The organism is Rhizobium mayense (assembly GCF_030272705.1).
Taxonomy (GTDB): Bacteria; Pseudomonadota; Alphaproteobacteria; order Rhizobiales; family Rhizobiaceae; genus Rhizobium; species Rhizobium mayense.
The window spans coordinates 37,785-56,891 of the sequence record NZ_JARFYM010000023.1 but is presented as its reverse complement, the minus strand read 5'-3'; the positions used below and the strand labels follow the sequence as shown (position 1 = coordinate 56,891).

The window sequence follows — 19,107 nt, the reverse complement described above, 5'->3', positions numbered from 1 at the left end:
AAAGTCTCGCCCTTCGGGCAGCATTCCGTGGGGCGAAAGTGCGGGGCCAGGGCGTATGGCAGTGGCGAACATTGACGCGACGGTCAATTCCTTGCCCTCAGTCCGCAGCTTGCGAAACCGGCTGCGGGCTGGTGCGGCGTTTTCTGTATTCCTCGATGCGTTGCAACACGACATAGAATGAAGGAACGAAGAGCACGGCAAGGCAGGTCGAGGCGATCATGCCGCTGAAGACCGATATGCCGATCGACTTGCGGGCGGAAGCGCCGGCGCCGGTGGCAAGCACGAGCGGCAGCACGCCGAGGATAAAGGCAAAGGATGTCATCAGGATCGGCCTGAAGCGCAAACGAGCCGCTTCGACCGCCGCGTCGAGGATCTCCATGCCTTCCTGGCGTCTCTCCCGTGCATATTCGACGATGAGAATGGCGTTTTTCGAGGCGAGCGCGATCAGCAGGATCAGCCCGATCTGAGTATAGAGGTTGTTGGCGACACCGACGGCGCTCAGCGTCCCTACCGTTCCGAGCAGGGCGAGCGGCACGGCCAATAGCACTGCCAACGGCAGAATCCAGCTCTCATATTGGCCGGCGAGCACGAAATAGACCAGAAGCATCGCAAGGGCGAAGACGAAATAGATCTGCCCGCCGACAGCCTTTTCCTGGTAGGACAAAGCTGTCCACTCGAAGCCCGCGCCGCGCGACAGTGTGCGGTTGGCGATCTGTTCCATGACATCGAGCGCCTGCCCGGAACTGAAGCCAGTGGCGGCCCCGCCAACGATCGTCGCTGTCGGATAAAGGTTGTAGAGGCTGATGAGGGACGGCCCTTGGACGTTGGTGACATCCGTCACCGTGCCGATCGGCACCATGGTGCCATCGCCAGCCTTGACCTTCAAATTGCGGATGTCGTCAGGACGGACGCGAAAATCGGGAGACGCTTGTACATAGACCTGGAAGGTTCGTCCGAATTTGTTGAACTGGGTGACGTAGCTCGATCCCACATAACCCGAGAGCGCCGAGAAAACCTGCCCAACGCTGATACCGAGCGTCTCCGCCTTGATGCGATCGATCGAGACGGCGTACTGCGGCACCTCGGCCCGGAAAGATGTGCTTAGCCTTTGCAGCGCCGACTGGGCGTTGCCGTTCTTGACGATGGTATCGGCCAAGTTCTGCAGCAGCGGATAGTCGAAATTTCCGCTCCGGATCTCGACCTGCATGGTGAAGCCATTGGCGTTGCCGATGCCCTGGATCGGCGGAGGCACCACCACCAGCGTCTTTGCAGTCAATATATCCCTCAGGGCGCCGTTCAAATGCTCGTAGATCGACAGCAGATCCTGCCCCTTTGCCTTGCCGCGGACACCCCAATCCTTGAGCACGACATAGGCGACGCCGGCATTCGGCAAGCTCGCACTGTTGTCGAGGATGGAGATGCCGCTGATGGTCAGCACCTGCTCGACGCCGGGCGTCTGCTGCGCAATCTTGCCGACCTGCGCCATGACCGCATCGGTGCGTTCCTTCGAGGCGCCGTCGGGAAGCTGCGCGCTGATCAGTACATAACCTTGATCCTCGGGCGGCAGGAAGGCAGTCGGCAGTCGTGTGAGCCCCCACACGGCGACGCCGATCAACGCCAAGGCAACCAGAACGGCAATGCCGCTATGGTGAACCATGCCGCTGATGAGCTTGGCATACCCATGCTCCGCCCGATCGTAGACCTTGTTGAAACCGCGGTAAAAGAAGTTGCGCCTCTCGGGCGGCACTGCCGGGCGCAGCCAGAGCGCGCATTGCGTCGGCTTGAGCGTCATTGCGTTGATGGCGCTGATCAATGCGGTGGCGGCAATGACGAGTGCGAATTGCTTGTAGAGTTGTCCCGTCAAGCCCGGAAGGAAGGCCGCAGGAATGAACACCGCCATCAGGACGAGCGTGATGCCGATAACAGGACCGAACAGCTCGTCCATCGCCTTTTCCGCGGCCTGTTGGCCCGGCATTCCTGCCTCGATGTGTCGAGAGACACCCTCGACGATGACGATGGCGTCGTCGACGACGATGCCGATGGCTAGAACGATGGCAAACAGCGTCGATAGATTGATGGTGAAACCGAGCGCCGCCATTGCCGCGAAGGCGCCAATAATCGTGACCGGGACGGTCGTCGCCGGCACCAGCATTGCGCGCCAATCCTGAAGAAAGACGAGAATGACGATGAGCACTAGGACGCCCGCTTCCACCAGCGTTATGTAGACTTCGTTGATCGAAGCCCTCACGAACTTGGTGGTGTCGAACGGGACTTCATAGGTAAGGCCGGGCGGAAAGCTTTTGGAGAGCTGCGCCATCCTCGCGGCGACATCGCCGGCGACCGTGATGGCGTTTGCTTCCGGCAATTGAAAAATGCCGATGCCGGCTGCAGGGTGCCCATTCTGCATGAAGGACTGGCTGTAGGTCTGGGCGCCGAGTTCGACGCGACCGATGTCGCGAATGCGCGTGATGCGCCCGCCATTCTGCTGATCGACCTTGACGATGATATTCTCAAAATCGGCCGCGTCGTCCAGCCGCCCGCTGACGTTGAGCGTGTACTGGAAAGCCTGGCCTTGCGGCACTGGCGGTATGCCCACCTGACCCGCCGTCACCTCCTGGCTCTGGTCCTGCACGACGTTGATGACGTCTTGCGGCGTCAGGCCGCGCGCTTGCAGGAGCTCGGGATTCATCCAGATGCGCATGGCATATTGGCCGGCACCGAATACCGAGACATTGCCAACGCCAGGCAGGCGGGCCAGTTCGTTCTGCAGATTGATGACGGCATAGTTGGACAGGAAAAGGCTGTCATATCGGTTGTCTGGCGAGGTCAGGCTGACAAATTCCAGAATGGCCGTCGATTTCTTCTGCGTCGTGACGCCCTGAAGCTGGACGGCTTGCGGCAGCGACGACATGGCTATGGCGACACGGTTCTGCACGAGGACTTGCGCCTGGTCCGGATCGGTGCCGATCGCAAAGGTGACGGTCAGGGAATAGGTGCCGTCGCTGGCGCTCGTCGACTGCATATAGAGCATGTTCTGGACGCCGTTGACCTGCTGTTCGATCGGCAGCGCCACGGTATCGATAAGCGTGCTGGCACTTGCGCCCGGATAACGCGTCGTCACCTGTACCGTCGGCGGAACGACGTTCGGATATTGCGCGACCGGCAATTGGAAAAGCGCGACCGCGCCGATGAGGACGATGACAAGAGCCAGGACATTCGCAAGCACCGGCCGTTCGATGAAGAAGCGCGAAATCATGCTGTCCCCCTCGGATATTGGCGTGAAAACGCGAGCGAGCTCATGGCGTGTCAGACTTTGACGTGCCGGGTTTAGGCGCATCCGCTGCGGGTGCGACATCGTTCGATGCGCTTGCCGTCGCGGTTGCGTCCATTGCAACCTTCTCCGGCGCAACCTTGCTGCCGGGGATGGCCTGTTGAATGCCTTCCGTCACCACCCAATCGCCGGCGTCAAGTCCAGAGTCGATGACGCGCAGAGGGCCCTCGCGCTGACCTGCTTGCACCACCTTTTGTTCGATAGTTTCATCTTTCCCAAGGACCAGCACATAGCTGCCCTGCTGGTTGGTGCCGATTGCGTCGCTCCTTACCAACAGCGCCTTGTCCTCGCGTCCGACCGGCACGCGCACGCGCACAAAAAGACCTGGCAGAAGGGCGTGAGCCTTGTTGTCGATAATGCCGCGCACCGACAGGGTGCCGCTCGCCGAATCGATCTGCGGCGAGGCATAATCGAGATGGCCCTTGAAGGGATAACCGCTCTCGCTCTGCAGGCCGATTTCAAAGGGAACGGTCGGCAGGTCTATCTGCCGGAGCGTGTGGCCCTGTTTTGCCATGTCTTGCTTGATCATCAACACTTGTGGTTCGCTGACGCTGAAATTGACATAAATCGGATCCGTCTGGACGATGGTCGCGAGTGTGGTCGGGCCGGCTACCCCGACGAGGGCGCCGACATCAACGAGATGGGCGGTTACCACGCCGTCGAACGGCGCCACGACTTTCGTATATCCGAGGTTGATCATCGCAAGGTCGAGACTGGCCTTGGCGTTGGCGATGGAAGCGTTGGCTTGATCAAGCGTCGCCTTGGCGCTGTCGAGCGCCGTTTGTGTCGTGACCCGCTGCCTGCTTAGATTGAGCTGCCGCTGGTATTCCTGATCGGCGCCGACCTGCGATGCCTGCGCCGAGGCGAGTGTCGCTTGGGCCCCATCGACTTGTGCCTGGTAGGTATTGCTTTGGATGCTGAAGAGCTGGGTACCCTGCGGGACCATCATGCCGTCGCGATAGTCTATCGACTCGATGAAGCCTTGGACGCGCGCTTCTACATCGACGGACTTGAACGCCGCGGTATTGCCCGTCAGCTCGAAATATCGGGTGACGGGCTGCTGCAACGGGAGCGCTACGCGTACCTTCGGCGGTGGCGGCGCGACATAGGTGTTGTTGCTTCTTTCGCATGCCTGAAGAGAAATCGCGCAGAGCAGCACGACGCAAAATTGCAGACCTTGAGAAAATCCCCCACGCATTCCTGACCCCCATATCTTGCGAGTTCCAGTCTTCATGCGCAGCCTCGTCGGCAACCAAATGGCTTCGATGGATCAAGGCATGCGACACTATGAAGCGGCATCGCTAAAAATTGCAATAGCCCCGCGCCCTGCAATTATGGTGAGCCGCAACGGCGAAAGCCGAACCCGATCAGGCAGGCCTGCGTTTGCGGAACGTCATCATGACAAGCAGCAGGGCAGCAATAATCCCGGCCGCGATCAGGACGTGGTGATGCAGCGGAAGGTGGCCGAACGTCTGCTCGATGCTCTGGCCGAACAAGTAGCCTATTCCGGTGAAGAACGATCCCCAGATCAAGGCCGCCGCAGCGTTGATCAAGACGAACTTTACTGCTGGGACATCCGACATTCCGATTGCGACCGGACTGATCGTCCTCACGCCGTAAATGAACCGGAACGCGAAGATAAAGCCGGTGGGATAACGCTCCAGAAAATCCGTGACGCGGGCGAAAGCCGGCTTTTCGATGATTTTCTGTATACGCGGATAGTGGCGGGCACAGCGACCGGTGAAAAAGAGCGTCTGGTCCGCGAGAAAGGAACCGGCACAAGCGGTTGCCGCCGCACTCCAAAACGTCATGAGGTGGCGATGCGAAAACACGCCGCCGAGGATAACCATGGTTTCTCCCTCGAAAGCGGCACCCAGGAAGATTGCCAATAGGCCATATCTTGCGATCAGAAGTTCGATTGTCATGGCGAGCGACTCCTGATCGAGAGGGCGTGACCTCTACTGTTGGAAAATGAGCAGCACATAAGCCACGAAGAGCACGAGATGAACGGCGCCCTGCATGACATGGGTCCGGCCGCTGGCGAAGGTGATGATACTGACGGCAAGCGTCAGGATGAGCATCACGAGATCGCTGCCTTCAAGCCCCAGCGTAACGGGGTGTGCGAAGATATAGCTGACGGCGAGCATGGCGGGGACGGTAATCCCGATCGTCGAGAGGACCGAGCCCAGGAAGATGTTGATTGACCGCTGTAAATGATTGGCGGCGGCGGCGCGCACAGCGCTGATGGCTTCCGGTGTGGCCACCAAAACCGCCATGACGGCACCGCCGAAGGCCACAGGCGCGCGCAATGTTTCGATGACGTAGTCGATCGGCTTGGCGAGTTCTTCGACGAGGAACACCACCGGCCCCATGTAGGCGAACAGCAGGATGGTATGAAGCCATAGGGATCGGGGCGCCGGGCGCGCCTTGTGTTTGACGGGTAGTTCGTCCTCCTCTGCGAAAAAATGGTGATGGCGGCCCGCTTGAAGCATCAGGAATACGCCATAGAGTCCGATGGACATGATCCCCAGGACCATCTGTCTCGGCGCGGAAGGGTGGGGGCCTCCGGTGGTATATAGGAAACTGGGCATGATGAGGCTCAGCGTCGCCAGCGGTACGATAAGCCCGAGATAGGCGTTGGCCCCCTGCAAATTGTGGGACTGTTCCGGCCGTCGCCAGGCGCCGAACAGCAACGACAATCCGACCATGCCGTTGAGGATGATCATGACCACTGCAAAAAGCGTATCGCGCGCAAGGGTCGGATTGTTTTCGCCGTGGATCATCACGGCGGAAATGGCCATCACTTCGATCGAGGTGACAGCCAGCGTCAGGATCAATGTACCATATGGCTCCCCAAGTCGCTCCGCCAGATGATCGGCATGCCGCACGACCGAAAGCGCGGAACCAAGGACGGCGGCAAACAGCACGAGGAATATGAGAGCGAGCCAAAAAGGGTCGGCCAATTGTTTCAACAACGGACCCTCGAAGCCAAGGACGACGAGGCAGGTCAGAATGCTGATCGCCAGAAACCATTCCTCGCGCAAAAGCCGGGTCAGTACGACGGGACGAAATGCCAGACTGTCCGTCATGGGAGTGATGGCCGCGCAGGGAGCCGTGGCTGCAAAACGATAACCAATGTCATCATGTCATCCCCCGTTGCCGGACGCCTGCAAACCGCGTGAATCCATCGCCCGGAGCCCAAAATTTTACACGTGTTCGCCGTTTCCTGCGAGTGCAGCCTTTGATCGTTGATCGAGGCGTACGCCGGCAAAGGCTGTCGGGATCGATCAATCCTTCCTTCGAACCTTCTTATAGGCCCCGCTGTTGCGCTTGTCCTCTCCTCAAAAAGGGCAGGCAGGGGTGCTGCCCCAATCAGACAGGCGTCCGGCAATGTGCTGTCGTCAGTCTGCCCATCGTCTCCCACCGCACTGCGCTCCGGGCGAGTTCGCAGATACCGGCTTCGTCAATGCCATAGGTTAGCTTTTTCGTTCACACCGTACCGCATTGGTCGGAACTGACCTCGTGCAGTTTGGATAGTCCTGATTTATTGCGTCCGCTCCCTCCCCATTTTGAGGGAGCTTTCCCCGCTTGCCCCGCCTTATTCAATTGGCGGGGCTTTTTCCTCATCGTCAGGAATGCCGAAAAAACCCGCGAGCGGCGCCAAATGCGGATCATTTAACTTTCTTGATTTAGACAACTTTTATTTAGCTATTGACGATATTTAATTATCGTTTAACTTCAACCCGTTGGATTTTTTAGCGCCCGCCTGTCACCGCTTAGCAGGTGGGCGCTTTTTTATTGCCTATGCGAATCGATAGATTATGTTATCGTGATAACATTCTTTACACCTCGCCATCCCCCCAAAGTGGCGGGGTTTTCTTTTTGCCGATCACTCCGATCGATTGTGCGGGCCGTTTCGGCAATAGATGCTTCGGCTCCGCCATTCAAAGTTCTGTTCAACTCACCTTAAGTTAAGTGCGCTTCCTGCGAGAGAAAATCAAAGCATCGCGCCGTATGCAGTTGCCTAAATTAGGAAGATGTACAATAAATATACCGAGGAAAAGATCTGATAACTATGTTGTCTACAACGGGAGGGGACCATGACACTTGCAATCAATGATATTGCACCGGATTTCGAGGTGGAATCGACCGAAGGCACGATGCGATTTCACGACTGGGCCGATAATTCCTGGGTCGTCCTGTTCTCGCATCCGAAGGATTTTACGCCGGTATGCACGACCGAGCTCGGCTATATGGCCAGGATAAAACCCGAATTCGACAAGCGTGGCGTGAAAATTGTCGGTCTGTCGGTCGATCCGCTCGATCGTCATTCCGGTTGGGCAAGCGACATCGAGGAGACGCAGGGCTTTGCGCCGAATTTCCCGATGATTGCCGATGTCGATTACACGGTATCGAAGCTCTACGGCATGCTGCCGGCGGCAGTGTCCGGCGATCCGACCAAGCGCACCCCGGCTGACAATCAGACCGTGCGGAACGTCTTTGTGGTCGGCCCCGACAAGAAGATCAAATTGATTCTCGTCTATCCAATGACCACAGGCCGCAATTTCGACGAGGTCCTGCGTGTGATAGACTCGCTCCAGCTTACCGCGAAGCACAGGGTCGCAACTCCCGTGAACTGGAAGCAGGGCGAAGATGTGATCATCGCCGGTTCGGTGAGCGACGACGAAGCCAAGACCCTATATCCGCAGGGGTGGAGCGCGCCTAAGCCTTATATCCGGATCGTTCCGCAGCCGAAAGCGTAACAAGGATGCCCCTTCGGGTGGGGCGAGATTCGCGCAGGGGTGTCGCCGATGATCTTCCGCCAGCTCTTCGACAGCGTGTCCGGTACCTATACCTATCTCATCGCCAGCCGCCAGGGTGGCGAGGCACTGATCATCGATCCCGTGCTTGAGAAGGTCGAGCGCTATCTTAAGCTGGTGGAGGAGCTTGATCTCAAGCTCGTCAAGGCCGTGGACACGCATTTGCATGCCGACCACATCACCGGATTGGGTGCGCTGCGCGATCGCACCCATTGCATTACCGTCATGGGGGAGCAGACGCTTGCCGACGTCGTTTCCATGCGTGTGGCGGAAGGCGATCGTGTCGCGATCGAGGGTTTGAGCCTCGACGTACTCTATACGCCCGGCCACACGGACGATTCCTACTCCTTCCTCATGGGTGGCCGGGTGTTCACGGGCGACACGCTCCTCATTCGTGGTACGGGACGCACCGATTTTCAGAACGGCAATCCGCACCAGCAATATGATTCGATCTTCAACAAGCTTCTGAAATTGCCGGACGAGACGCTGGTCTATCCGGCCCACGACTACAAGGGCGATACGGTTTCCACCATCGGCGAGGAGAGGCTGTTCAATCCCCGCCTCAGGGTTCGGTCGGCGGACGAATATGCCGACCTCATGAACAACCTCAAGCTTCCCAACCCGAAGATGATGGATGTGGCCGTGCCGGCCAATGTCCATGTCGGTCTTCATCAGGATGAGATCGCGCGCAAAGGCTGGGCCGTCTCGGCGACCGAGGCATTGGCGCTGCGCGGCCGCCCCGACATTGCAATCGTCGACCTGCGCGAGAAGGGCGAGCGCGAAAAGCATGGAACGATCCCAGGCTCGCTGCACGCCCCCTATCCGGATTTGCTGGAAAACATCAGTGCAGGCGGCATGCTGCATGAGCTGGCGGCAGCCACCGGCAAGCGGATCGTGTTCTATTGCGCTTTCGGCGAACGATCGGCGATGGCCGTGCAGGCGGCCCAAGACGCCGGGCTATCAACCGCCTGTCATATCGAGGGCGGCATCGCTGCCTGGAAGAAGGTGAACGGGCCAGTGGCTCATTAAGCGGCAAGGCCGGTCCACAGCCGGACAACGGATCCTCCAAAGGGCGACAGGTGCCCATGTGGGGCGCTTGCAATTCTGGCGGATGCGGCCGGCCTTATTCTGGAACTGACTGCATCAATATCTCGCTGCGCAGAAAAGACGCCTCGTCTCCGAAATAGGTCTTCAGCAATTTCGGAAAATCATCGGACTGATAGAAGGCGGTGAGCGCCCGATCCACGAGAAGGCGGAAGGTGGAATCGTCTCGCGGCAACGCGATCCCATAGGGCTCATGCGTGAACAGGCGGTTGCCGATCGCAAGCTGCGAGGGATTGCGTGCATGACTGGCGAGGCCGATGAGGAGAGCCCGGTCGGCGAAATAGGCGTCGATCCTGTGGTCTTCGAGGGCTTTGAGTCCGTCCTGATGCGTTGCGAAATCCGCGACCCGCGTCTTGGGCACATCGGAGCCGAGCGCGTCACGCAGCGTTGCGCCGGTGGTCGTATCCGAGCGGACGCCGATGATGCTCGCTGAAGGCGATTGTGCATCCACCGCACGCACCGGGCGCTTATCGAGGAACAGTATCTGCAGGTATTCCGGCGAATCCTTGCGCAGCAACGCGCTCGCTCCGGTCAGAAAGATCGGTTGCGAAAAATCGACGCTTTCGCGCCTGGTAAGGTTGACGGTGATCGCGCCGCACAGAAGATCGATCTGCCCGCTTTTCACGGCGTTGAATCCATCGGCGAGAGTGGTTTCGACGTATTCCCGCTTCACGTTAGGAATTTTACCGCCGATCGCATCCACGATCTTTCCGCAGAGATCGATGGAATATCCCGCCGCGCTGCCGTCCTTTTTCTTGAAGGAAAACGGCGCCTCGTCGGCAATATAACCGATCCGAACGGTTCCCCTCTGAGCGATGAGATCGAGCGCTTGTGTGGCGGCGGCCATGTAGGCCGAGACGCAAAGGAAGAGGCCTGCCAGAACCAATCGTCTCGTGCATTTCGCCAGCATGATCCTCATCTCCGAAAGAATGGTAGCGATCGCAAGTGCTTAGGCGGAGACTATGGCCTCGGCGTCATTTGTCAACGATGGATTGTCTTCGAAAAATTTCGCGGCAAAGGAGAGACGGCTCCTAAGCCGCCCCGTCGCTTTTTCCCGGCACCAATTCCATCGGCCATACTTCGTGAACGAAGTCGCTGCGGTCGGCGCCTTTCGCCTCGGCGTCGAGTTCGGCGATGATCATCTCGCCGAGGCGGGCGCCATATTGCTTGAGATCGATGCGGAAGCTTGTGAGTGACGGCGTCAGGTAGCGGCAGACGGGATTTTCGCGAAAACCGATGACGGCGAGGTCCTTGCCAGGCTGCAGGCCGGCTTCGCCCAGCCTTTGATAAAGGCCCATCGCCATCGTTTCCTGGATAAGGAGCGCGGCCGTCGGGCGGTCGTCCATAGCAAGCAGCGTGGAAGCCAGCTCGTATCCGCCGGAAATGCGGTCATGCAGGCGCAGCACCAGCCTTTCATCGAAGGCGAGGCCGGCTTTTTCCAAGCCTGTCTTGAAGCCCGCCAGAAAGACGTAGTTGTTGTTTGTCTCTTGCGCTGTCAGGCCGAGCAGGATGCGTTGGTGCCCCTGTGTCGCCAAACGCCGCACCGAGGTCTCGGCCACCCCGGCAAAATCGAGATCGAGTGCAGCATAGTCGCCCTTGGTCTCGCTGCTGCCGAGCGCGACGAAAGGCATGTGCCACTTCCTCAGATAGTCTATGCGCGGATCGATGCGCTGGACATTGGAGATGATGAAGGCGTCGGCGAGCCTGCGGTCGACGGCGCGATAGAGGAATTCGTTTTCATCCTGATCGGAGGCGCAGGGCAGGATCATCAGATCATAGCCGACATTGGCAAGCGTGCTCTGCAATCCCTCACTCAGCGCCATGAAGAAGGTTTCGCCGGACATGGTGCGGCCGATATCGGTTCGCATGGTGAGCGCGACCGCTTTTGTCGAGCCACTGCGCAGGCTGCGTCCCGATTGATTGGGCCGGTAGCCCAGGCGCTCGGCTTCGGCGAGAATGCGCTTGCGCGTTTCGGGGCTGACCTCGCTGCGATCGTTCATCGCTCGCGAAACGGTGCTGATCGCCATCCCGAGATGCGCGGCCAATTCCCGGATACCGACTGTCCGCGGCTTCTTCATGCTGCTCCGTATCGTCGCAAATCGATCAGATCGTCTTGACATCCCCATATCGTCATGGCAATTCCCGGAAACGTTTCCGGGATTCAATCATGTGAATGCCCGGCGAAGACGTAGGCGCTGGCGGGAGGGGCCGCGGTCCGAAGTGCCCACAGCGCAAAGGAAATTTTCAGGAGGAGTAAATGGCTGTTTCCGAAGAAGTGATTATTCGCAAGCTGACATGGCGTCTGCTGCCCATTCTCATATTTTCGTATTTCATCGCGATCCTCGATCGCGCCAATGTCGGTGTCGCGGCATTGACCATGAACAAGGATCTTGGCCTGTCGATGACCGCTTTCGGTTTTGCGGCGAGCATATTCTTCGTACCCTATGTGCTGCTTGAAATCCCGTCGAACCTGGCGCTTCAGCGCTTCGGCGCGCGTTGGTGGATTGCCCGCATCATGTTGACCTGGGGACTTCTGGCCGGCGCGCACGCGTTCGTCTGGAATGCCGGCAGCCTTTATGTGCTGCGCGCGCTTCTGGGCGCGGCCGAGGCCGGCTTCTTTCCGGGCGTCGTCTTCTACCTGACCCTCTGGTATCCGTCGGCCTATCGCGGCCGCATCATCAGCGCCTTCATGGCCGGCATTCCGATCTCGCTCGTCATCGGCACGCCGGTGTCGACGCTGCTTCTCGAGCTCGATGGCATCCTTGGCCTGCATGGCTGGCAGTGGATGTATCTGCTGGAAGGCCTGCCGGCCCTGATCGTCGCCGTATTCATTCCGTTCATCCTGCCGAGCGGCCCGAAAGAAGCGAAGTTCCTGGAACCCGCCGAGCGCAATTGGCTGATGGCGCGGCTGGACCGGGAGCAGCGCGAGCGCGCGGCCCTTAGCGGCAGCGGCCATGGCAAGCAGTTGTTGGCCGCGCTTCTCAGCCCGCAGGTTCTGTTGTTCTGCCTGATGTATTATGGCCTCACCAATCTCAACGGCGCCGTCAGCACGTTCCTGCCATTGATCCTGAAAGGCTTTGGTTTCAGCCAGTTGCAGACCGGCTTCGTCGCCGCAATTCCCTATCTCTTCGGGATCGCCGGCATGCTGCTGCTCGGCCGTCTCGCGGACCGCCCTGGCAAGCGCCGCCTGGCCAATTACACCGCGCTGATCATTTCGATCATCGGCCTCGTAGGCTCGGCTGCCAGCGCCGATCCGACGGTTAAACTGTTGATGCTCTGCATTGCCGCCTTCGGCGTCTTCGGCGCGATGCCGGTGTTCTGGGGGCTGCCGACTGCACTCCTCAGCGGGACTGCGGCAGCGGGCGGCATTGCCCTCATCAATTCGCTCGGCAATATTTCCAGCGTCGTCAATCCCTGGGTGATCGGTATGATCCATGACTCGACCGGCAATTTCGACGACGGCCTCTATTGGCTGGCATTGATGGCGGCCATGTCGGTCGTCACCCTCATCGTCATTTCAACGCTCTTTGGCCGCACCCCCGAAGCCGGGGCGATCAAGGCGCGACAAAGCGAGGTATAATCATGTTGATCACTGAAGTTCGCCTTCGCCGCCTCGAAGGCACCCTGCCGACCAAGGGTGATCTCTGGGAGGAACGGCTCGTCCGCCCCATCGATATCTATCCGGAATATCGTGTGAGAAACGATCACGAGGGGGGTATCCAAACCCCCGACGGATTCAAGATCACCACGCATTTCGTGGAAATCCATACGGATGAAGGCGTCACCGGTCTCGCCGGGCCGATCCCGGAAGGGGTCGCCTACATCATCGCCAAACACTTGCGCAAATATCTGATCGGCCAGGACGCGATTGCCGGAGAGAAGCTATGGGATCAGATGCATCGCGGTATGGTGCACGGCCGCCAGGGCGACGCGATGCTGGCGATCAGCGCCGTCGACTGTGCGCTGTGGGACCTGCGCGGCAAATGGCTGAACCAGCCCGTTTACCGGCTGCTCGGCGGACCGACGCAGACGAAGATTCCGGCCTATGCCTCGATGCTCGGCTTTGCCGTGCTCGATGCCGGCAAGGTTCGCGAGCGCGCCATCGAGTACAAGGAAAAGGGCTACCGCGCCCAGAAATGGTTCTTCCGCCACGGCCCGATGAGTGGCACCGAGGGCATGAAGAAGAATGTCGAACTGGTGCGCACGCTGCGCGAAGCGGTCGGCGAGGATTACGATCTGATGTTCGACTGCTGGCAGTCGATGGATGTCGGCTATGTCGTCGATCTCGCAGAACGGATCGAAGAATACAAGCCGCGCTGGCTGGAAGAATGCGTCATGCCCGACCGCATCGACAGCTATCGGAAACTCAGCGAACGCATCCGCATCCCGCTTTCGGGCGCCGAACACGAATATACCCGCTGGGGCTTCAAGCGCTTCATCGACAGCGAAGCGCTCGACGTCATCCAGCCCGATATCTACTGGTGTGGCGGCCTGACGGAGACGCTGAAGATCGCGGCCTATGCCACGGTGCACGATCTCGTCACCATCCCGCACGGTCATTCGAGCTTCGTCACCGCGCACTTCTCGGCGGTGCAGTCGCCGATCCATACGCCTTATCAGGAATATCTGGTGAAGTGGAATGCGGTGCATCAGCATTTCCTCGTCGATCCGCTCGATGTCATCGACGGCATGATCGAAGTGCCCGAGAGACCCGGCCTGGCGATGGAGATCGATAAAAGCAAGATCGAGGCGGAAGACATTATCTTCGCGGCCTGATGCCAAAAATCGCGGCCGGGGGAGCAGATCGCCCGGCCTGCAACAGGTTGTCCGATAACGCGGGGATCACGAAGAGTTTCGTTATCAATCTCCGAGGTTTGACCTATCTAAATTGTAAGGTCAGGCCAATGAAACCCAGGGGTTCTTCAGGAGAGCGATTTCATGAGACATATCGGTAGCATAGTGCAAAAGGCAGCGTTTGCTTTCGGCGTTGGTTTCATAGCTTTCGGCGCGGCCCTGAGTCCTATCGGAGCGATGCCGGCTTCCGCTCAGACCATCATCGACGACTGGCAGAAGGTGAAGCCGCCTGCGCCGCCGCAATTGAAGCCGGTTATGGTCGATCCGAAGACGACGGCACTGTTGATCCTCGATTTCAATGGCGCACAGGATCCCACGAAGGGGCCATGCAACAAGAACACCAAGCCGCGCTGCCTTGCCTCCGTGCCGAAGGTCAAGGCCATGCTTGACGAGGCCCGTGCCAAAGGCATGCTTGTGGTCTACAGCCTGGCCGGTGCGGGCGAACCTCAGGACATCGCCAAGGATCTTGCGCCGCTGGCCAGCGACCCGATCGTAAAGTCCAGCGCCGACAAATTCATCGGCACCAATCTCCGCAATATCCTCGCCGACAAGGGCATCAAGACCTTAATCGTCACGGGCACGGCCTCCGAAGGCGCGGTTCTCGACACGGCGACCGATGCGGCGCTGAACGGGATGAACATCATCCTCCCCGTCGACGGCATGTCTTCCACCGAACTCTACGGCGAACAATATGTCGCCTCGCATATGGTCAACGCGCCCGGCGTTTCGCAGAAGACGACGCTGACCAGGAGCGACATGATCAAGTTCTGACGTCCTGGCTGCTTCGCAATGACGCCGAACATGTGAGAAATCCCGCTTTCTAAGAAGAAGTCGGGATTTCCTTTTTGCGTTGCGGTCCTTACGCCAGCGCCTCATCGAACAAATTCAAAAGGCGCTTCCAGTGCCTTTCGGCGCCGGTCTGGTCGTAGACACCATGATCGGAGACGGTCCAGCCGTGGGCCATGCCGACGTAGTTCTCGATCATGTGGTCGACACCGCCTATGCGGAGCGCTTCGGCGAGCCGGGCGGACTGTTCCGGTGGGAAGCTGTTGTCGACACCGGCGACGCCGATATAGACGCGGCCCTTGATGTCGGCGGCCAGGAGATGCGGGCTGTCTTCCGCATCGCTGGCGAGATTGCCGCCGTGGAAGCTGGCTGCAGCCGTGATACGGTCGGAATAGGCGGCCGCTGCCGTCAGCGCGCGGGCGCCGCCCATGCAATAACCGACGGTGGCGACCGGGCCGGTAGCGCCGGCTGCCGTCAGGGTGTCAAGGAAGGCTGCGCCGTCGCGCTTGGTCATCTCCTGCGTCGTGCCGCGCAACATGGTCATGATCTTTTCGCGCGAGGCCAGGTCGCCAAAGGACGTGCCGTCGAATGGACCATAGGCGCCAAATCGATAGAACAGGTCAGGCAGCAGCACGGTATAGCCGGAATCGGCAAGCCGCTGCGCCATGTCAAAGAGCGCCTGACGCGGACCCATGGCGTCCATGTAGAAAATAATGCCACACTTGGCGGAAGCACCATTGTCGGGGCGGAAGATGGTGGCTTTCGCGATGCCATCGGCCGCATTGATTTCAATATCTTGTTTCATCATCAAATCCCTTAGGGTCTTGGTTTGAGTGTTCGTTTCCCCGGAGCGGCACTCTGGCAAATGGCCGGCAGGCGCTCAATGGCATTTCCTTTTCAAAGAGATGTGACAGCCGGATCGGCGATCAACATCTCTTGAATTCGCGCTTTTGCCATTGGTGGAATAGTATTCGAGGCAACGGCACCGATGTGTGGGGCCGATGGAGGTTGCATACGCATGTCTTTTCGCAAGATCGTCCCAAGCATTGCGCTGGTCTTTTCCCTCGTCTCGACGCTGGCACTTGCCGCGCCGCCGGAGCAGGGCCGCTCTGCCGGCGGTGGGGGCGGTGGAAGCGTACTCTCCCTGTTGCCATCCGATGCCGTCACCGACCATGTGTTGAATGCCGATGGCAAAAGCATTCCCTATACGGCGACGGCAGGCACGCTGAACCTCTTCGGCCAGGATGGCGAGCGCACTGCGGCGATCTTCTATACCGCCTACGTCGCCAAGAACAGGGATCCCGGCAGGCCGATAACCTTCGTCTTCAATGGCGGGCCGGGCGCTGCCTCGGCCTTTCTCAGCCTCGGATTGGTTGGGCCGCGTGTTCTCGATTTCGGTCCGAGCGGCCGCGACGGTGCCAATGCCAAGCTGGTCGACAATCCGCATAGCTGGCTGAACTTCACCGATCTTGTCTTGATCGATCCGATCGGCACCGGCTGGAGCCGCACGGCCAAGGCCGATGATGCCAATGAGTTCTACAACATGCGTGCGGATGCGGAGAGCCTTGCCAAGGCGATCGCGCTTTATGTTGCCCACAACGGACGCGCCGACTCGCCGAAATTTATTCTCGGAGAAAGCTATGGCGGACTGCGCGCGGCGAAAGTGGCCACCAGCTTGCGGCAGGATCAAGGCATCCTGATTTCCGGGATCGTCATGCTGTCGCCGCTGATCGAGGGCCGGCTTGTGTTTGGAGCGAATGATTTAGCGCTTGGTGCGGCACTCGAGCTGCCGTCGCTGGCCGCCGCTGAACTCGAGCGGAAAAACGCCTTCAATGAGCAGGGGGTTCAGGATGCCGAAAAATTTGCGCTGAACGAGTATCTGCCCGCGCTCGCAGGCAAGCCCCCAACCGGCGACGCCGGCCGCGTTTTCTACGACCGCGTTGCCAAGCTGACCGGCATTCCCGAGGATGTCGTGGCCAAGAACCAGGGCTTTCTCGGCGGGGTGTATCAGAAACACTCCGATGGTGATGGTGCCGATATCGTCAGTTCCTACGACGCCTCGTTCCTGGCGCCCGACCCCTATCCGGAATCGGAGGCCGGCCGCAGCGACGACCCGATTCTTGACGGCTTCGTGCGTGCCTATGGTGGTGCCTTCTCAAGCTATGCGCGCGACGAACTCGGCTTTCATACCGACATGACCTACAATCTGCTGTCGAGTTCCGTGAACGAGCATTGGAACTGGGGCGGCCGCAACGGCGGTTCCCGCCTGCACGCAAGTGGGACGGACGACATCAAGGAAATGCTGACCCTCGTCCCGTCCTTCCGGCTCATGGTCGCGCAGGGCTATAGCGATCTCATCGTGCCCTTCGGCGTCAACAAATACGTGCTTGATCATCTGCCGCCGGCCTTTGCCGACCGGGTGGCGCTGAACCTCTATCGTGGCGGGCACATGTTCTACACGCGGCCGACGTCGCGTGAGCAATTCACCGCGGACGCCAAGGCATTTTTCACGGCGCCGCCGGTGATAGTACCCGCCGTGCAGTCGAACTAAAGCATGTCGCGCAAAAGTGTGCAGCGGTTTTGCGATAACGACATGCGCGAGATCAAGAGCTAAGGCGCAAGGAGCGAATCCCAGAGATCGCGATGCGCTTTAGTCGTGCTGCAGCTGGAACAGATGCCTGATGCGTGAGGTCAGGGAGCCGATCGGCGCGCCATTGACCATTATATCGCTGGCGCGGAAGAGATGGCGTTCGGCTTCGATGCGTTTCGACATGATGGTTCCCAGCTCGTCGGCCATGGAGGGCCGGTCGTGCAAAAGCGGCGCCAGGCAGGCTTCGCCGATCTCATAGGTCACCACGAAGGTCAGCGCCTGAACCGTGCCGACTTCCACGGCTCCCATCAGCAGACCGCCTTCGCCGAAATAATCGCCGGGGGCGAGCCGCGTCAGTTCGATCTGGCGCTGTGCTTCCCTGCGGGTGACGCTGACGACACCTGAGCGCACGATGGTCAGCGCGCGTAGCCGCGAATCCTGTTCGACGATGATGGCATCCTTGGGATAGGTGCGGCGCTGCATATGCGATGCCAGATGTTCCTTCTCGTCCTCGGTCAGTGACGAGAACAGCGGGACATTGTTGAGCAGCCGCCACGCCGTACCGGGATGCTGGGCGGCGGTCACCGACTCTGCCTGTGGTTCCGGCGGCACCATGATCGCGTCGGGTGGACCGGCGAGTTTCAGCCCGCCTGCCTTCGTATGGCGGTAGATGAGGTCGTAGATCTCATTCTTGGCCGCCATTGTCTGCGATATGTCGCGGACGCGGAAGTATAGTTGCAGTTCGACCGCCTGTCCGTCGATCGCATCGATCATCACGCTGGGCTCAGGCGTCTTCTGGATCGTGTTGCAACTGATCAGCACGTTGCGCATTACCTGGACGATGACGTTCGGCTGGGTGGTCGGCTGGACGCGGACTGTGATGGTGACGCCGTGGCTTTCGTCGGGGCTCGACAGATTGGTGATCCGGGTCTTTGCAAGAGCGCTGTTCGGGATGACAACGAGGTCGTTGGTGCCGCTCAGCAGATGCGTGGCACGCCAGTTGGTCTCGACGACACGGCCCTGGACGTCATTGTCGAGCACCACCCAATCGCCCACGGAATAGGGTCTGCCGAGGTTCAGCGCGATGCCGGAAAAGACGTCGCTTAGCGTATTCTGCAACGCAAGGCCGAGAATAATGGCGAAGACGCCGGAGGTCGCAATCAGCGTGCCTATGGGGACGCTGAAGACATCGGCGACGACGGAGAGAGCCGCGCCAAGATAGATGATGCCGACCACCAGATCCTGTAGCAGGCGGGCCTCACGCGGCTTGCGCTCGAAGATCAGGAACAGGCGCACGAAGGCGATCAGCACCCAGGCGCCGTTGATCCACCAGACGATCTTGGCGAAGCCGATGAAGATACGCAGCTGCACCGTGTCCTGTGCCTGCGACTGTGCCGAACTGGGCTCATAGGGCACGATGCCGTGATACAGCAACAGCGCGGTCAGGCTGATGAAAAAGGCGATCTGTCCAATCAATCGTCCGGCGCGCCGATGGCGAAGCACGAAACGGCTGATGAATGTGCCGACAACCACCAGGATGCAGAACTGGACGATCGGATCGGCGAGGAGCGCAATGTACATAAGAACTTGGCCGCGTTCAGTCTTTCGGATGGGCGGTAAAT

14 protein-coding genes are annotated in these 19,107 nt (G+C 59.5%); 6 read left to right on the top strand and 8 right to left on the bottom strand.

What is annotated here, in order from left to right:
- Positions 1-97: 97 nt before the first annotated feature.
- The 4 genes from PY649_RS23345 to PY649_RS23330 all read right to left on the bottom strand — a co-directional run bounded on the left by PY649_RS23345 (position 98) and on the right by PY649_RS23330 (position 6,420).
- Positions 98-3,256 carry an efflux RND transporter permease subunit gene (locus PY649_RS23345; RefSeq protein WP_285871125.1) on the bottom strand — a complete coding sequence of 1,053 codons (3,159 nt, stop codon included), beginning with the start codon at positions 3,254-3,256 and terminating at the stop codon, positions 98-100.
- Positions 3,257-3,296: 40 nt separating this feature from the next.
- Positions 3,297-4,529, bottom strand: coding sequence for an efflux RND transporter periplasmic adaptor subunit (locus PY649_RS23340; protein WP_285871178.1), 1,233 nt, complete (start codon positions 4,527-4,529; stop codon positions 3,297-3,299).
- 169 nt (positions 4,530-4,698) lie between these two features.
- A complete protein-coding gene (locus PY649_RS23335; protein ID WP_285871124.1) occupies positions 4,699-5,256 on the bottom strand; it encodes a DedA family protein in 558 nt (185 codons plus the stop codon).
- Positions 5,257-5,289: 33 nt separating this feature from the next.
- On the bottom strand, positions 5,290-6,420 hold the full coding sequence (locus tag PY649_RS23330; protein ID WP_285871123.1) for a calcium:cation antiporter: 1,131 nt from the start codon (positions 6,418-6,420) through the stop codon (positions 5,290-5,292).
- A gap of 1,011 nt (positions 6,421-7,431) precedes the next feature.
- Between PY649_RS23330 and PY649_RS23325 the strand changes: the two genes are divergently transcribed.
- Together PY649_RS23325 and PY649_RS23320 are read left to right on the top strand one after the other, a co-directional pair.
- The gene (locus PY649_RS23325; protein ID WP_285871122.1) at positions 7,432-8,094 is read left to right on the top strand and encodes a peroxiredoxin; all 663 of its coding nucleotides are present in this window, start codon (positions 7,432-7,434) and stop codon (positions 8,092-8,094) included.
- Between the two features lie 48 nt (positions 8,095-8,142).
- On the top strand, positions 8,143-9,180 hold the full coding sequence (locus PY649_RS23320) for an MBL fold metallo-hydrolase (protein ID WP_285871121.1): 1,038 nt from the start codon (positions 8,143-8,145) through the stop codon (positions 9,178-9,180).
- 94 nt (positions 9,181-9,274) lie between these two features.
- On the opposite strand, the gene PY649_RS23315 is transcribed toward PY649_RS23320, so the two are convergent.
- Together PY649_RS23315 and PY649_RS23310 are read right to left on the bottom strand one after the other, a co-directional pair.
- On the bottom strand, positions 9,275-10,165 hold the full coding sequence (locus PY649_RS23315; RefSeq protein ID WP_285871120.1) for an amino acid ABC transporter substrate-binding protein: 891 nt from the start codon (positions 10,163-10,165) through the stop codon (positions 9,275-9,277).
- A gap of 121 nt (positions 10,166-10,286) precedes the next feature.
- Entirely contained in the window at positions 10,287-11,333 is a 1,047-nt protein-coding gene (locus PY649_RS23310) for a LacI family DNA-binding transcriptional regulator (protein WP_285871119.1), read from the bottom strand.
- 179 nt (positions 11,334-11,512) lie between these two features.
- Between PY649_RS23310 and PY649_RS23305 the strand changes: the two genes are divergently transcribed.
- The 3 genes from PY649_RS23305 (at position 11,513) to PY649_RS23295 (ending at position 14,880) form a co-directional block, all read left to right on the top strand.
- Positions 11,513-12,835, top strand: a complete 1,323-nt coding sequence (locus PY649_RS23305; RefSeq protein ID WP_285871118.1) for an MFS transporter — start codon at positions 11,513-11,515, stop codon at positions 12,833-12,835.
- 2 nt (positions 12,836-12,837) lie between these two features.
- On the top strand, positions 12,838-14,031 hold the full coding sequence (locus tag PY649_RS23300) for an enolase C-terminal domain-like protein (RefSeq protein WP_285871117.1): 1,194 nt from the start codon (positions 12,838-12,840) through the stop codon (positions 14,029-14,031).
- A gap of 162 nt (positions 14,032-14,193) precedes the next feature.
- Positions 14,194-14,880, top strand: coding sequence for a cysteine hydrolase family protein (locus PY649_RS23295; protein ID WP_285871116.1), 687 nt, complete (start codon positions 14,194-14,196; stop codon positions 14,878-14,880).
- Positions 14,881-14,968: 88 nt separating this feature from the next.
- Here the strand turns inward: PY649_RS23295 and PY649_RS23290 are convergent, their stop codons facing one another.
- The gene (locus PY649_RS23290) at positions 14,969-15,700 is read right to left on the bottom strand and encodes a dienelactone hydrolase family protein (protein ID WP_285871115.1); all 732 of its coding nucleotides are present in this window, start codon (positions 15,698-15,700) and stop codon (positions 14,969-14,971) included.
- Between the two features lie 213 nt (positions 15,701-15,913).
- Here PY649_RS23290 and PY649_RS23285 point away from each other — a divergent pair, with 213 nt between their 5' ends.
- Positions 15,914-17,446, top strand: coding sequence for a S10 family peptidase (locus tag PY649_RS23285; protein ID WP_285871114.1), 1,533 nt, complete (start codon positions 15,914-15,916; stop codon positions 17,444-17,446).
- Between the two features lie 99 nt (positions 17,447-17,545).
- Here the strand turns inward: PY649_RS23285 and PY649_RS23280 are convergent, their stop codons facing one another.
- Entirely contained in the window at positions 17,546-19,066 is a 1,521-nt protein-coding gene (locus PY649_RS23280; RefSeq protein ID WP_285871113.1) for a mechanosensitive ion channel family protein, read from the bottom strand.
- Positions 19,067-19,107 lie beyond the last annotated feature (41 nt).